A 16,008-nucleotide genomic window follows, 5' to 3' on the forward strand; every position below is an offset into this window, starting at 1 on the left:
GGAGATACCCATGACGAGAGAAAAAATGCTATTTACGAGTGAAAGTGTCACGGAAGGCCATCCGGATAAAATTGCTGACCAAATTAGTGATGCCATTCTCGACGAAGCCATCAAACAAGATCCCAACAGTCGCGTCGCCTTGGAGACAATTGTCAATACCGGCCTGGTCCTCCTCTTTGGAGAGATGACGACCAAAGCCCAGCTGGATTTCCAGGAAATTGTCCGTCAGAAAGTTGCTGAAATTGGCTACACACGCGGAAAGTTTGGCTTCGATGCGGAAAATCTCTGCGTCATTACCACCATCGATAAGCAGTCCCCCGATATTGCCCAAGGGGTTGACACCGACTACCGCTCCCGTAAGGAAAATGAAAAAATCGAAGAGCAAAGCGAGCGCACCTTTGAACTGGGGGCTGGTGACCAGGGTCTCATGTTTGGCTATGCCTGCAATGAAACCGAACAGTATATGCCACTACCTATTACCCTCGCCCACCGGCTGACCGAGCGCTTGGCTAAAATGCGGCACACAGAAACTGTCCCCTACTTGCGGCCTGACGGCAAATCACAAGTCACGGTCGAGTACGACGAAAACGGCCAACCTACTCGAGTAGACACCATTGTTGTCTCTACCCAGCACGCTGCGGAAATTTCCCTCGAACAAGTAGAAAAAGATGTCATGGAATATATCATTGAGCCGGTCATTCCCAGCGAGCTTTTGGATGATAAAACCAAATATTTTATTAATCCGACGGGACGCTTTGTCATTGGTGGTCCCAAAGGTGATGCGGGTTTAACCGGCCGGAAAATTATTGTCGATACTTATGGCGGCATGGCCCGCCATGGTGGGGGAGCCTTCTCCGGTAAAGATGCCACAAAAGTTGACCGTAGCGCCAGTTACATGGCCCGCTACATTGCCAAAAATGTGGTTGCCAGCGGCCTCGCTGACCGCATCGAAGTTCAACTCGCCTATGCAATCGGTGTAGCGGAACCAGTCTCCATTAACGTGAACACCTTCGATACTGGCAAGATCAGTGCCGCCCTCCTGCTCAAGGCCATCCGCCATATTTTCGCCCTCTCGCCGAGTGGTATTATTGATATGCTTGACCTCCGGCGGCCAATTTATGGGCGTACTGCCACTTACGGGCACTTTGGCCGTCTCACCACCAATGGTTTCTTCCCTTGGGAAAGAACAGATCAAGTCGAAGCCTTGAAAACTTATGTTGCCGAATTAGAACAATAAGAGAAAATCTTTCGAAAGCGGCGCTCTTTAGCCCGCTTTCGCTTTTTTTCCAGAAAAGGAAGTGTTTCTAATGGTTATCGCTACCTGCCGTCAAACGCAAGCTCATATTAACTTGGCAGCGATCCAAAATAATTTTTGCTATTTTAAACAGCAATACCCTAATTCACCCCTCTATGCCACCATCAAAGCTGACGCCTATGGCCATGGAGCAGTCCCAGTCGCTAGGGCTTTAGCAGAAGTTCAAGTTGATGGCTTTTGTGTGGCTTGTGAAGACGAGGCCTTAGAACTAAGAGCGGCTGGTCTCCTAGAACCTATTTTAATTCTTGGTCCTATTTTCCCTAGCAATGCCCCCCTCTTAGCCAAAAAGGATATTGCTGTGGCTGCCCCTTCTCTCGCCTGGCTTCAAGCCGTTAAGGCCTGCCTCGAGGATGCCCGCTCCTGCCCGCCGCTAGCCATTCATTTGGCCCTAGACACCGGCATGGGGCGTATTGGCTGGCAGGATTTCCCCACTTTAAAAGCCACCCTCGCCTGGGTTCAAGAAGAGGCCTGCTTTCATTTAGCGGGTGTCTTCACTCATTATGCGACGGCTGACCAAAAAGACCAAGCCAGCCTCGGCCAAGTAGCCGAGCAAGCCAAGCGTTTTGCGGCTTTTAAAACCGATTGCCAAGCAACTTACCCAAAACTTCTTTGGCATGAGGCCAACAGTGCTTTGGCCCTCTGGCACCCGGATTTAATTGCTCCAGGAGAAATGCTGCGCTTGGGAATCGTTCTTTATGGCTTAAGCCCCAATAATAAGCGTAAGAGCCTCCCTGGTGAAATCCAGCCGGCTCTCAGCTGGCAGAGTGGCTTAACGCATGTGAAGCAATGTCAAGCAGGAACGACGATTAGCTATGGGGCCACCTATAGAACGGAAGCAGCAGAGTGGATTGGCACCCTGCCAGTGGGCTATGCGGACGGCCTCCCCCGACATGCGACGGGCTACAATGTTTTAATCGCTGGGCAAGCCTGTCCGATTGTCGGTCGCGTCTGCATGGATCAATGCATGGTGCGCCTGCCGCAAGCCTACCCCCTCGGGACAATGGCCAAGCTCATCGGCCAGAGTGAGGATAAAGAGCAAACAGCGGAAGATTTGGCCACGCACTTGGGGACCATTAATTATGAGGTCCTCACCAACCTCAGCCCACGTGTACAACGCATCTACCATACGGGCGCAGGAAAAGAGTCTGATTCCCGTGCCAGATAAACTTCTTGCCGAACGGGTGAAACTGATGGAATTGAATTTAGAATCCCTCAAGCAAGTCAACCGCTCGGCCTACCACCGCGATGAAATTTTATTTACTGGTAAGCCCCTGCAGCTTTTAACAGGTTCCCACACTAAGATCTTAGCTCCCCAGCATTTGGCTGTCATTCCTAGCCACATTGACTACCAACTCCAACTCGCCCCTCATGCTGGGCAATTGCGCTCGCATCAATGCTTTGCCTATATCTTATCTCTCGGAGAAGGCTATCAAAGTTTGATTGAGGAAAACTTTCTTCCCCTATCTGGCCACGAGGATTTCTTCGATGACTTAGCCTTGAGCAGTATTCCAAATCCCCAATGGCTCATGGTCAGTAGCATTCTATTTGAATTTAGCCACCAGCAGAAGGCCCAAAAAACGCTGGCGAATAAAAAATTACGCTTCCATTTTGCCAGCATTCTCTACCTCACGGCCTTTCAAGCCATTTATGAGGCCACCCCGCCAGAAGAGAGTGCCCTAAGAGAACGGCGGCGGATGGCCTGGCAATTAAGGGATTACGTTGACCATCACTACCTAGAGCCTTTGACTTTGGCAAGTGTGGCCCGGGAATTTTCTATCAGCACCTCCACGGTGAACCGCCGCTTCAAAGAATTTTACCATGACACCCTCTACAATTATCTTATCCAACAGCGCCTCAAACATGCTCACCACCTCATCGCCCAGGGACACAATATTACCGAAAGTTGGCAGGCCGCCGGCTTTCGTGATTACAGCAATTTCTATCGCTCCTTCATCCAAGTCTATGGCTACCTGCCCCATGAAGCCAAAAAGAAAGACCATAACCCGCATTAAAAGGTTATGGTCATCTTTATTGTTATTCAAAGGCTAGCATCTGTTGAATTTTCCGAACTTGCCCCAGATCATGTTCATAAGCTTCCTTATCTTGGGGATAGAGGTCCGCATAGGTTTCAAAATAGCATTGGGCAGCTTCCAGGTCCCCTAAAAGCATGCTGGCCTGGGCGAATTTAAGTAACTGCCCTTGCAACTCAGCTGACGGATAGCCCGCCACCTTGTAGGACGCCATAAAAGCTTCGCGATCCTCCCGATTATACGTTTTCGCACTTTCCGGCTCGCGCTCTGCTAAGCGGTCCTGCTCCCGCTGGACAACTTTTCGTTCTTGCCAATCCAGACTGATGGAATAGAATTGGTAGCTCACTTCTGGTTTCCCTTTGTAATCATAGAAACGAGCGAGGTAGTAGTAGCCTTTCGCCAAATTTTTCCGCAGCAAGGAATACTCCAAACCGTTCAAAAGCGTGGCGTAGCTCATCCCAAATTGTTCCATATCTTGGTAAAGTTTCGTTAATTCATAAATGGTTTCTACCGCATAAGGATTCCAGAGGATGGCTTGCTGATAGGCTTCTGCTGCTTCTTTGCGTTCGTTTAGGGCGAGTAAAATTTTCGCATAGGTCAAGTAAATGCTAGGATAATCCCGGCGTGTACGCACCAAATGCGTGCCCGGCCGCTCATTAATTTTGAAAGAAAAATAAGCCAGTGGGTCAAAAATACTCAAATATTTGACATAAGGCTTGGGGTGGTAGGAGTCAAAATCCTCCTCCATCACGCGAATAAAAGCCTCCATCTCAAAGCGGGCTTGGTGGGCCTCACCGTCAGCTAGTAGCTCCAACATCCGGGCTTGGAAGGCGTCATCCGTCTCTTCATCCAAGCGATGAAATATCTCCCGAAATTTTGTTTGCTGCTCCGGATAGAGCTCGTGCAATTCTTCCTCCAAGGCGAGCAGGAAATCATCATCATGGACTAAATCAAAATTAACGATGAGAGCTTTCCCAATATTTACGATATCCGCTTCAAAATCACCCGTGCACAAGGCGGCAATCTGTGCCAGCAAGCGATCGTGTTCTTTATTCATGCAATCCCCCCTTAGAATTTATTGTTCCTCTTATTATAACATATCGCCGCTATCGCCAAGGGCAGACTAGGCTGGCTGATTGTATTTTTTTACCTGCTGTAGAAATTCTTCTAGAGTCAAGTTATGCTTCATGATATATTGGGCATTCTCCTTACCAACGTAGCGGTAGTGCCAGGGCTCAAACTTATAGCCAGTAATCGCTTCTTGGCCCTTGAGATAACGTAAGATAAAACCATATTCACTCGCATGGGCCTTCAACCATTGGGCAGAGGCTTCCTGTTCAAAAGCAGGATCGAGCGGCTTTTGATCCTCATGCCATTGCTGATCCACAAAATCAAAAGCTAAGCCCGTTAAATGCTCACTACCTAAAGGGGGCGCTGTAAATTCTTCAATTCGCTGCATAGCTTCTGCTTCGGTATTCCCTTCCTTCATAAATGCCGCTTTTTGGCTATTAATATTATTAATCTGATCCTGCTCAGAGCGAAAAGCAGAAACACAAACCAAGTGATGCCCTGCCTTTTGGGCAGCCCGGTCCAAAGCCTCGTAAGCTTCCTGGCAAAGGGCATTGTACACCAGCCCCTCCCGGGTGTAAGCTTCCGGGAAGGTGGGGGTTTCTGGGAGGAAATGCTCACGGTTCACCAAAATAAGCTCAGGGTCGCTTAATTGGGCTTTTTTAGGAAAGTCAGCGGGTGCAGCTTGGGAAGTTTTCCACTCTGCCTTGGTGGTTATGCCCTCTTCTTCCAGCTGCATGGTCTGAACTAGGCGGTGGGGGCCTTCAATTCTAGACTGTAAATTAATGCTTAAGCGGTGCAAAGTTAGAAAAAAAACAAACACGAAGGTGATATAGGCAAATAAGCCGATTATTTTTTTCTGTTTCATGATCCGCCCTCCTAACCATTATTATACCAGTTTCCTAGTCTAGTAATGCTTCAAAACGCTAACAATTATACCCACTAAAGAAGCCCAGCAAGCTGGGAGCTTCCTTAGTGGAAATTTAAGCTAACATTTTCGACATGCAAATCTAAATCTCTTAAATGGTAGGAAGTTTGCGTCGCCGTTCCTTTCATTGGCACCTCATCAACCACCATAATAGCCAGTTGATTTCCCCAATTGCCGAGAAAGTCACGGCCAATTTCCCAGTGCACAGGTTCAAATTCCACCCCAAAATCCGCTACACTCAAAGCCAAATCGGCTTCTAAATCCGTCACTGTGCGGCCAGTCATGTTAACCAAAACAAAGGCCGTTTGGGCTGTACCGGTCCGACGGTTGGGGTAAGCCTCTAAAGCAAAAATATTTAGGGAACCCTCTTCAAAATGTTCCTGGTATTCATCCACAAATTGCTGAACGGTGGTCATAATCTGCTTAATTTCACGCTCAGCATGGGGCACATTCAAATTTTTTAATTGCTTATCTTGGGCATGGGTTAATGCTGCCCGCACTCGTTCAGCCATCCAATCATCCTAACTTTTTCCTCTAGTATAGCAAACATCCGTCGACCTAAACAAGCTTACCTTTCCCCTTTAACTTTTTTAGGTCGCCGGAAGAAAACGTAGAGACCGACTAATAAACAGAGTAGCCACTTCATTCCATCACCTCAAAAAAGGCTGGCATTAAGCCAGCCTTTACAGCTTTTTCTCTTAATACATGCCTTGACGGCCTTCCGCTAGATTAATGTAGATATTCTTTTGTTGGGTGTAGGCATTAAGAATTGTTTTGTGCGTTTCCCGCCCAATACCTGAGGCCTTATAGCCGCCAAAAGGTGCGCCTACTTCAAAAGCATTGTAAGTATTTACCCACATACGACCCGTACGGACTCCACGCGCCACCTTCATGGCCTTATTGATGTCACGGGTGAAGACCCCACCCGCTAAACCATAGTCACTGTCATTAGCGATTTTAATGGCTTCATCTGCATCCTTAAAGGTGGTAACAACCGCTACGGGGCCAAAGATTTCTTCTTGGGCAATGCGAGCACTATTGTCCGCCTTGAGCAAGGTTGGCTTGAAGTAGTAGCCGTCTGCCAATTGACCTTCGGTAGCCGCTTCACCACCAACTAGTAATTCAGCACCTTCGTCTTGGCCAATTTTCACATACTCGGCCACTTTATCATGTTGGGCTTTGCTGGCTTGGGCACCCAATTGCGTATCTTTCTTCCAAGGTTGGCCAATTTTAATATCTTTGAAGGCAGCAATTAATTTCTCGATAAATTCATCATAGATACTTTCCTGAATCAAAATCCGTGACCCGGCCGAGCACACCTCGCCTTGATTGAAAAGAATCCCTAATTGGGCGCCTTCAATCGCTTGATCCATGTCCATATCCTCAAAGAAGATATTAGCAGACTTCCCACCCAATTCCAAAGTCGCTGGAATTAAGTTTTTTGCAGCCGAAATCCCAATTTCCCGGCCAACAGAAGTTGAGCCAGTAAAGGCTAATTTATCCAAGCCTTCATGGTGTTGGAGGTATTCGCCTGATTTTGACCCCCGTCCGGTAATAATATTTAATACCCCAGCAGGGAGAAGTTCATTGATCAATTTCGCCAATTCCAAAATACTCAAACTGGTGTTGGAAGAAGGCTTTAAAACAATGGTACAACCCGCAGCCAGAGCTGGTGCTAATTTCCAAGCGGCCATGAGGAGGGGGAAGTTCCATGGAATAATTTGCCCCACGACGCCAATTGGTTCGCGTAAGACGATAGACATCGTTTGGTCATTAAGCATTTTGACGGTGTCTTCTTCACTCCGAATCGCACTGGCAAAATAACGGAAATGGTCGGCTGCCAATGGAATATCAGCTCCTAATGTTTCCCGAATGGGTTTCCCGTTATCCATCGTTTCTACCAGGGCTAAATGATCAGCATGCTCATCAATAATATCGGCAATCTCATGAAGAATAGCTGCCCGTTCCTTAACATCAGTACGGCTCCAAGCAGGGAAGGCTTGGTTAGCCACTTCCACTGCCGCATCGACATCGGCATTGGTCGCATCAACAATTTCAGCCAATTTTTCTCCATTAGCTGGGCTAAAATCTTCTAAGATATCTGAGCCTTGACCCGGTGTCCATTCACCATTAATTAATAACTGATATTTCTTATCCAACTTCAAATTATCCATCAGTTTTCCTCCTTGATCATTCTACTGCTACTCTACCATAAACTTTTAAAAAAGGAGATTTTCCTGCTCAAAAGTCCTCTTTAAAAGGAATAAGCACCTCATTTACCGGTCTAAATCGGCCTCTTCCTCTCGGTAGCCATAGCCGTAGTAGGAGGCCATGGCTTCGCTGTGGGCACCATTATAAACAGCTCCTAAAACATTCGCATGCACTGCCTCAAGCAATTCTTTCGCTTTCTTCACGTGTGCCATTTGGGAGACATTCTCCCGTAACACAAAGACGACGCCCCCTGCCCGCGCCCCAATAATTTGGGCATCCGTAACCAGTAAGATTGGTGGCGTATCAATTAAAATCAAGTCAAAAGTGTTTTCTAATTCGTCTAGAATTTGAAACATTCGCTCTGAACTCAATAATTCAGCAGGATTGGGGGGCTTGGGACCAGCTGGTAAGACATAGAGATTGGCATCAGGAACATAGTGAATGTAATCCATGGGTCCTAAATCACGATTGGTCAGTAAGCTCGTTAAACCATCACGCGGGGTCAAATCAAAAGTCTTATGCACGGTAGGCTTCCTTAAATCACAGTCCATCACCAAAACCCTTAAGCCTAAATCCGCCATCACACAGGCCACGTTCGCTAAGACCGTCGATTTTCCTTCCCAGGCCCCTGAGGACGTGAACATGAGCGAGCGGCAATGGCCTTCCTCCATGGCAAACTGGATATTCGTGCGAATAGTACGAAATTGTTCCGAGGCAATTGCTTCAGGCTGGGTCAATGTGATTAAGCCTACCCCTTGGCGTTGCTCACGATTTTTACGAATGATTTCCTTTTGCCGCCAATGTTTAAACATTAATCCACCTCCTAAACACGTTTTCTCTGCCGGCGCTCTTCGATATTGCGCTGCTTGAAGCGACTCTGCTTGACTTCTTTGGCGGACATTTCGGGTAAAACCCCCAGCAAGTCCCAACCCAAGGCAGTAACAAATTCCTCACTTCTCACGGTTTGATCCCGCCAAGCGCGCACACCATAGTAAAGGAGTCCGCAAAGTAAGCCCACGCCGGCCCCTAAGAGCACATCCCAAACGGGCCGAGGACGAATCAGCGTCGCCGAGCCCGTGGGTTTTGCTAAAATATTGACTTGGGTATTGGGGAAGACGTTACCAACTACAGATGAAAAGCTAGCCAATAGCTCCTCGTTCCAAGTTTCAGCCTGGCCAGGAAGGCGGGCCCAAACTTTTAAATTTAAAACATAAGAAGAGCCCGTCTGCTTAATCGTCATGTGTTTCTTCAAGTCCTCAGGATTATTAATTATTTTTTCCTGTTGGGCAACGCCATCTAAAACAGCTGGCGTCTCCAAAAGCTCCTTATAAGTTTCCAATAAGCCTTCCCGGCTTTCTTCGTCAACTTTACCGTTCATTTCCTCCGTTTTGGGCTGCACCACAAAACGGCTGCTGGCCTCATAGCGCGGTTCTAACAGCAAGAAAGAAACAATACTAGCTAGGGCCATGCCCAGCATGGTGAGCACCACTAAGCCTGCTAGGTGTTCTTGATAAGTGCGTCCTAAGATATGAAATTTTTTTGGGTGACGGACGGTCATAACATCACTCCCTCAGATGTGCTTCAAAAATTGCGACCAAAACGAAGCCTTTTTAATAGTAAAATGCGTCACAAAAGGCTCACCATTCACTAGTGCCTTGGCATTCTGCCGAAGATCAAAGGCATAACTATCCCCGTATCGCTCTTCCACTAGGTGGTAAGCCTCCTGCAAGTGGTAGGTTGGGGCTTGGTCCAAAGAAGATGTCCCAGCCGACCCCAGCAAATGCACCTGGCCTTGGCAAAGAAGATTATGGGCTAACTGGCCAGCCTCACTTTTCCAAGCCAACACCCTTTCGGCCCCCAAAAGCACATAGGCTCCGGCATCCAGCCATTCCATCAGGGGAGTCGGATCCGCCTGCAATTCCTTTTGGTCCTCGGCTTGAATTAGAATGGGGCGAATATCTCGTTTAAAGCAAGTAAAGAAAAAGGCTCCCAAGTCATTCGCACTTTTCGCTTGACTAACATTCACCAAAGCATAGGTTTGGTTTAGGTCAGTAAATAAAAAATTATCAGGCGTGAAAACTTGACTCGCCTGCTGGTCAACCCACACCTCATGGGCGGGGAAAATTTCCAAGGTTAAACCACGGCGGGCTAACTCCTCCTGGAATTGCTTCACCCGAAGTTCCGCTTGAGAGCGATTAACCGCTTGCTCGCCGTGGTAGGGAACGGCGCTAACCACATGCGTCACCCCCTGGCGGCTCGCTGTATTCGCCAAAGCTAAAGCTTCCTCAAAAGATAAAGCCAGCGAGCCTAAGGCCGGCAGAAGATGGGCATGGGGATCAATGAGCATAAATATTCCTCTCTAAGATGGCAGTAAGGATGTTTGCCGGAGGTTATCATAAGCCACCACCAGCTGATCCGCTTCATCATACGTTAGGGTCATGTCAATCAGGCCGTCTTCTTTCAGCAAGGGTTTTAAAAATAAGCGGTCGCCAGGCCACAAGGCTAAGTCAAAAATATCCTCCGGCGCCACCCAAGCCAACTCCCCCTCATCAGTTTCGGCCACCTCAAAGTCAGCCAAACGCCCAGTATATAAGAAAAGATAGCGTGGCGAAGCATTCACATAGCTAAAAGTAATCACCCCGCGAAAAACAGGCTCTAAGAGCTTCTGGCCAGTCTCTTCCCAAACCTCTCTGCGGGCGCAGGCGATTGGGCTCTCGCCCGCTTCAAACTTTCCTCCCACACCAATCCATTTTTGGGCATTGATGTCTTGCTTTTTCTTATTGCGGTAAAGCATCAGGATTTTGCCTTGACATTCGAGGTAAATTAAACTAGTCAGTTCCATGTAAGTAGGCCTCCAAATTAACTTTCGGCATACTGGAAAGAGCGACGGTGCCGCGCCCAATATGGACACCAATCGCTGGTGTAATGTCTCCCAACTCAATGGGAACGCCAGGATAAATGTCCTCAAGGCGATGGTACAAATCCAAAGCCTCCGCCTCATTATCGGCATGCAAAACAACGAGCTTCGCTAAGCCATGCTCATAAGTCGCCACGTGGTCGGCCACATCTTGGAGCAGGCGCTTGTAGAGGCGTTTTTTAGAGCGCACCCGATCTTTGGGATAAAAGCAACCATCTGCTTCCATATGAATAACGGGTGTAATATTAAATATTTTCCCAAACATAGCTTGCGTGGCCCCAGCGCGGCCGCCTTTGACCAAATTAGTTAAGTCCTTAACAAACAAAGTGAAGTATGTCTCAGGCAGTAAATCAGTTAAGGCCTGCTCAATAGCTTCGCTGCTGGCTCCTTTTTGGTCAAGAGCTCGGCAAATATCTAATAGGTAGCCGATCCAAGCTGCCGTCGTCCCCGTTTCAATCACATGAATCGTTAAACGATCAGCATATTCCTCCGCCACGACATTTGCCGACTGGTAGGAGCCACTAATATTTGCTGCCAGCAGCAGGACAAATACCTCATCCACCCCCGCTTCCAGGCAGTCATCAAACACCCGATAGTAGGCTTGGAGGGGTGGCTGCGTTGTTTTCGGGAGGGGGTCTTCATCGACAAGGCGACGATAGAATGCCTTAACGACTTCGGATTGGCGCATTTCGGTCAATTCATCGCCGTTATGGAAATGAATCCCAATCGGTAATTCATAAATACCTGGTTCGTCCAATAGCTCGGGGCGAATGTTCGCCGTGCTATCAACGATAAAGGCCCTCTTCATCTTGGTCTTTCCTTTCATCTCACACAAATTTCTTTAAGCATTCCTAGTGTATTTTTATTATAACAAACTCCATCCCAAAAAGTGAATGAGCGCCTTCAAGATTGCCTAAATTCCAAAATCTTATGCAAAAGTAAATAAAAAAGCACCAGCCGAAACTGATGCTTATTAAAATTAATCTCCATTATAAATGGTTGAAACGACGGTGTAATCGACCGTACGAATAGCTGCTAAGTCCCGGCCACCCGCATAGGAAATACTGCTTTGCAAATCTTCCTTCATTTCTTGTAAAGTGTCGAAGAGACTACCCCGCGCTTCAATTAAAACGCGCTTCCCTTCAACATTTTTGTATTCACCTTTCTGGAATTGGCTGGCGGAACCGAAGTATTCCTTGTATTTTTTACCGTCTTCTACAATCTCGGCGCCGGGCGATTCGTCGTGGGCGGCCAAGAGAGACCCAATCATCACCATGCTAGCCCCAAAGCGAATGCTCTTCGCAATATCACCATGCGTCCGAATACCCCCATCCGCAATAATCGGCTTGCGGGCGGCTTTCGAACAGAGGCGAATCGCTGATAATTGCCAGCCCGCTGTCCCGAAACCTGTTTTAATTTTCGTAATGCAAACCCGGCCAGGTCCCACGCCAACCTTCGTCGCGTCGGCACCCGCATTTTCCAAGTCCCGCACTGCTTCAGGCGTCGCAATGTTCCCAGCAATCACAAATGTGTCAGGTAATTGCTTTTTAATGTATTTGATCATATCGATCACACTTTGCGCATGACCGTGGGCAATGTCGATGGTAATGTAGCCTACCGCCTCACCACTCGCTTTCAATTCGTCGATGAAGCCATATTCCTCGTCCTTCACGCCCACACTAATCGACGCAAAAAGACCTGCTTCATTCATCTTACGCACAAAAGCCAAGCGCTTCTCCGGCTCAAACCGGTGCATAATATAGAAGAAACCTTCCTTCGCTAACTTCATCGCCAGCTCTTCATTAATCACCGTCTGCATGTTAGCCGGCACCGCTGGAATATTGAAACGCCGCGGCCCAAATTGCACCGTCGTGTCGCACTCCCGCCGACTCCGCACCACACATTTCGCCGGAATCAATTGCACCTGTTCATAATCAAAAGTTTGCATCTTCATAACTCATCCTTTGTTGATGTATTCAAGTGTATCAGCACAGGCCACTAACGACCCGAACTATTGTACTATCATAAAACAAATAAAGCAAGTCAGGCTGCGAACCCAGCTAGCAAAAACGCCGTACACTGGAAAAACAAGATGTGAGTCCATCATAAACCACAACTGAGTTGACTCTTTTAAGGCGGTTCTAACTATGGCCAGGTTCGTCTTAAAAAGTAACGCAAGTTTGTGGCGATGGCGAACTCAATTCCGAAGGCGAAGAGACAGCGCAGCATGGTCTCAAGTCTAGTTTAAGCTCTGCCCTAGAAGCAGGGATACGTTATGTACTAAAGTCAGAACCCCAAGGAAGTTCCAGTGATTCCGCCTGCTATCAAGCTTCGCACCCTTTTTTCAATTTCTTCAAATTGCCTTTACATAAATCTTACAATGCATCGATATAATAAATCGTGAGGTGTTGCTATGAAATATGCTGTGATAGATATTGGGTCGAACTCAGTTCGGCTAGTGATTTACAAAGTCGAGAACCAGAAAATTAAAACCATGCTCAGTGAAAAAAATACAGCAGGTTTAAACAATGATATTGAGGATAAAAAATTAACGAAAAAAGGGATGAAAAAATTAATCAGGATTCTCAATGATTTTAATGAAATTATCCTGAACTTCCCTGATATTAAGATCTACGCCTTTGCGACGGCCGCTCTAAGGAAAGCTAAAAACCAAGCGGAAATCCTAGACCAGGTGAAGGCGGCGACGAATATCGATATTGATATTATCTCGGGCGAGAAGGAAGCCAACCTCGGCTACAAAGGCCTCGTCAGTGGCTTTGCCTTAGAACGTGGGATTAATATTGACATCGGCGGGGCCAGTACGGAGCTTTTATTTTATGAAAACCAAGAAATTAAAGCGGCCCACAGCCTGAACCACGGCTCCCTGTCTCTTTTCAGTCAATATGTCGCCGCTATTATTCCCACGAAAAAAGAAATGAAAGCCATCGAAGCCACCTTCCAGAAAGCCTTAGATGCCCTGCCAAAATCGCCAACAAGTTATCCAGAAATCACCGGTATTGGCGGCAGTATTCGTGCCATTCGCGCGCTCGCAAGTGAATACTTTCCTAATTATAAGGAAGAAGACCCTTTATCCTTACAGGCGTTAGAGGAGTTGAAGAAAAAACTCACGAAAAATGACCCAACAACAGTTAAAAAACTTCTCAAAGCCAAGGCTTCTCGGGTGCACACCGTGGGACCCGCTTTAGGCATTTTAACCACCATCATGAAGCAATTTTCAGCTGAAAAAATTCACATTGCTGATTCAGGCATCCGCGAGGGCTACCTTAATTGGAAATTGGAGGAAAACCGTGCCAAATAAAAAACCTTATGTGTATATGCAGAATCGCGAGCTTTCCTGGCTCCGCTTTAACGAACGCGTCTTGGAGGAAGCGGCTGATGACCTCGTTCCTCCTTTAGAGCGCGTGAAATTTATTTCTATTTTTGTCTCTAATTTAACCGAATTTTTCATGGTCCGCGTGGGCCGTTTGACCGACTACCTGCTCATTGGTGATGAGATGATTTGTACCAAAACCCACCTCAGCCCCAGCGAGCAGCTTCAACTTATTTTTAAGGAAACGAAGCGCCTCTACCAGAAAAAGGATGCCATCTACTTTCATTTAAAGGAAGAATTGGCCAGCAAAAATATCACTCATGCCGACATGAACCAGCTGGACCCTGCTGAGGAAGAATTTCTCCGCCATTATTTCCGCGACAATATCCAACCTATCCTCTCACCGCAGCTGATTGATTTCTACCTGCCCTTCCCATTTTTAGAAAATGATCAACTCTATATCTGTGTTGAATTAGAAAAAAATGGCAACAAGTGTTTCGGCATGGTACCGATCCCCGCTCGCCTGCCCGCCTATGTGAAACTTGTGCCGCCACAGGGAGCCAGTAAAATCCTGCCTCAAGCCGAGCTAACAGCTGACCAAGGCTTCAAATTTGTCCTCATGGAAGATATTGTTCAGCATTTTATCGCTGATATTTTCGACAATTACCAGGTATTGAGCTGCTCCATTATTAATATTACCCGCAATCAAGACCTCGTTGCCGGTGATGAAGCAGTCAATGAGGAAGAGGATTACCCGGAATATATGGCAAAGATTCTCAAAAAACGCAAGCGCTTGGACCCAGTTCGCCTGGAATCCTTACACCCCATGAGTGAGGCCATGCAGAAATTTCTACAGGAGAAATTGAAATTAGCCCCTGAGCAATGCTTTGCCATGGCGAGTCCTTTGAAATTAGCCCATATTTTCGCCATAGAGGACGAATTAGAGCACACCTGTTACGGAAATTTATTCTACGGCCAACATGTCCCGGCCCATCATCCCTTTGAATTAAGTCAAACGCCCATGGTCAAGCAACTCGAGCAAAAAGATGTCCTCCTCTCCTATCCCTACCAGGATATTTCAGCTTTTTTGAAACTCATTGAAGCCGCCGCGCATTCCAAGAAAGTCTACGCCATTAAAATTACCATCTACCGCCTGGCCCACAATTCCGAACTGGTGAAACATTTGATCACCGCTGCGGAAAACGGCAAGGAAGTGGTGGTACTGATGGAACTTAAGGCTCGCTTCGATGAGGCCCATAATATTGAAGCCGCGAAATTACTTTACCATTCCGGCTGTCAAATCATTTACGGCTATGAAACGTATAAAGTCCATTCCAAAATTTGCCTGATCACCTATAAAAAAGGCGGGCAAATTAAAACCATCACGCAAATTGGCACCGGAAATTATAACGAAAAAACAGCCAAGCTTTATACGGATCTCTGCCTCTTGACCACCAATCCTGCTATTGGCCAAGACGCCATCGCGTTTTTCAATAACTTGAGTACGGAAAATATTGACGGCCAATACCAGCATCTCCTCCAGTCCCCAACTGGGATTAAGCCCAAAATTATCGCTTTAATTGAGCGGGAGATGGCTAAAAAAGAAGAGGGCTACCTCTTCCTAAAAATGAATTCACTAACCGACAAGGATATCATTAAAAAGCTCCGCGACGCTTCCTGTGCCGGCGTGACAATAAAAATGCTTATTCGTGGCATCACTTGCCTGCTTCCAGGTATTCCTGGTGAAACCGAAAATATTGAAATTCACAGTATCGTTGGGAAATTCCTCGAACATCCACGCATTTACCTCTTTGGCCGCGGCGAAGAGGAGAAGATCTACATCACCTCGGCAGACTTAATGACGCGCAATATGGAACGCCGGGTGGAAGTGGCCACGCCCATTCTTGATCCTACTTTAAAGGCTGATTTAAGAACTTACCTGGAGAAGGAATGGGCCGATGATCTCAAAGGCCGGGTTATGGACAGTGCGGGGCACTATCACCATCTGGAGGACAACCAGCATTTTATCGTACAAGATTACTTTGTTGAAGAAGCCCGTCAAAAAGAACAAGCCTTCCGGAAGGCACAGGCAGAGGATAAAAATTTCCTCCACCGCCTGAAGCTTTTCTTCCAACGAGAACTCCAATAACAAGGGCAAACGGCTAGCTTCCTAGCCGTTTTTTCTGCCCTTTTCCTCATAAAAAGTCC

General features: G+C 47.2%; 15 protein-coding genes. 5 read left to right on the forward strand and 10 right to left on the reverse strand.

The genetic code is table 11. The annotated features are described in order from the left end of the window. Positions 1–10: 10 nt before the first annotated feature. The 3 genes from metK (at position 11) to WF803_RS02640 (ending at position 3,327) form a co-directional block, all read left to right on the forward strand. Entirely contained in the window at positions 11–1,237 is a 1,227-nt protein-coding gene (gene metK, locus WF803_RS02630; protein WP_489611570.1) for a methionine adenosyltransferase, read from the forward strand. A 70-nt stretch (positions 1,238–1,307) separates the two neighbouring features. Next, entirely contained in the window at positions 1,308–2,480 is a 1,173-nt protein-coding gene (gene alr / locus WF803_RS02635; RefSeq protein WP_489611571.1) for an alanine racemase, read from the forward strand. Beyond that, positions 2,470–3,327, forward strand: a complete 858-nt coding sequence (locus tag WF803_RS02640) for a helix-turn-helix domain-containing protein (RefSeq protein ID WP_489611572.1) — start codon at positions 2,470–2,472, stop codon at positions 3,325–3,327. Before alr ends, WF803_RS02640 begins: the two co-directional genes overlap by 11 nt. Before the next feature lie 22 nt (positions 3,328–3,349). Here the strand turns inward: WF803_RS02640 and WF803_RS02645 are convergent, their stop codons facing one another. From WF803_RS02645 to WF803_RS02690, 10 genes are all read right to left on the reverse strand, one after another. Further along, on the reverse strand, positions 3,350–4,402 hold the full coding sequence (locus WF803_RS02645) for a hypothetical protein (protein WP_489611573.1): 1,053 nt from the start codon (positions 4,400–4,402) through the stop codon (positions 3,350–3,352). A 66-nt stretch (positions 4,403–4,468) separates the two neighbouring features. Then, complete coding sequence (locus WF803_RS02650) at positions 4,469–5,281, reverse strand: M15 family metallopeptidase (protein ID WP_489611574.1); 813 nt, start codon at positions 5,279–5,281, stop codon at positions 4,469–4,471. 104 nt (positions 5,282–5,385) lie between these two features. Further along, a complete protein-coding gene (locus tag WF803_RS02655) occupies positions 5,386–5,853 on the reverse strand; it encodes a hypothetical protein (RefSeq protein WP_489611575.1) in 468 nt (155 codons plus the stop codon). Between the two features lie 186 nt (positions 5,854–6,039). Continuing rightward, positions 6,040–7,515 carry an aldehyde dehydrogenase family protein gene (locus WF803_RS02660; protein WP_489611576.1) on the reverse strand — a complete coding sequence of 492 codons (1,476 nt, stop codon included), beginning with the start codon at positions 7,513–7,515 and terminating at the stop codon, positions 6,040–6,042. A gap of 102 nt (positions 7,516–7,617) precedes the next feature. Further along, on the reverse strand, positions 7,618–8,364 hold the full coding sequence (locus WF803_RS02665; protein WP_489611577.1) for a CpsD/CapB family tyrosine-protein kinase: 747 nt from the start codon (positions 8,362–8,364) through the stop codon (positions 7,618–7,620). Positions 8,365–8,375: 11 nt separating this feature from the next. Next, positions 8,376–9,110 carry a YveK family protein gene (locus WF803_RS02670; protein WP_489611578.1) on the reverse strand — a complete coding sequence of 245 codons (735 nt, stop codon included), beginning with the start codon at positions 9,108–9,110 and terminating at the stop codon, positions 8,376–8,378. Positions 9,111–9,122: 12 nt separating this feature from the next. Next, complete coding sequence (locus WF803_RS02675) at positions 9,123–9,899, reverse strand: CpsB/CapC family capsule biosynthesis tyrosine phosphatase (protein WP_489611579.1); 777 nt, start codon at positions 9,897–9,899, stop codon at positions 9,123–9,125. Positions 9,900–9,911: 12 nt separating this feature from the next. After that, positions 9,912–10,394 (reverse strand): NUDIX hydrolase, encoded by a 483-nt coding sequence (locus tag WF803_RS02680; protein WP_489611580.1) that lies wholly within the window; start codon positions 10,392–10,394, stop codon positions 9,912–9,914. Continuing rightward, positions 10,381–11,277, reverse strand: a complete 897-nt coding sequence (locus tag WF803_RS02685; protein WP_489611581.1) for a DegV family protein — start codon at positions 11,275–11,277, stop codon at positions 10,381–10,383. Before WF803_RS02685 ends, WF803_RS02680 begins: the two co-directional genes overlap by 14 nt. Positions 11,278–11,448: 171 nt before the next feature. After that, positions 11,449–12,417, reverse strand: coding sequence for a GMP reductase (locus WF803_RS02690; protein ID WP_489611881.1), 969 nt, complete (start codon positions 12,415–12,417; stop codon positions 11,449–11,451). A gap of 465 nt (positions 12,418–12,882) precedes the next feature. Between WF803_RS02690 and WF803_RS02695 the strand changes: the two genes are divergently transcribed. Together WF803_RS02695 and ppk1 are read left to right on the forward strand one after the other, a co-directional pair. Then, positions 12,883–13,788: a Ppx/GppA phosphatase family protein gene (locus WF803_RS02695; protein WP_489611582.1), complete on the forward strand. Its 906-nt coding sequence runs from the start codon at positions 12,883–12,885 to the stop codon at positions 13,786–13,788. Continuing rightward, positions 13,778–15,949 (forward strand): polyphosphate kinase 1, encoded by a 2,172-nt coding sequence (ppk1, locus tag WF803_RS02700; protein ID WP_489611583.1) that lies wholly within the window; start codon positions 13,778–13,780, stop codon positions 15,947–15,949. The genes WF803_RS02695 and ppk1 overlap by 11 nt, the downstream gene beginning before the upstream one ends. The last annotated feature ends 59 nt before the right edge of the window (positions 15,950–16,008 follow it).

It is taken from the genome of Aerococcus sp. BD502, from assembly GCF_057919555.1.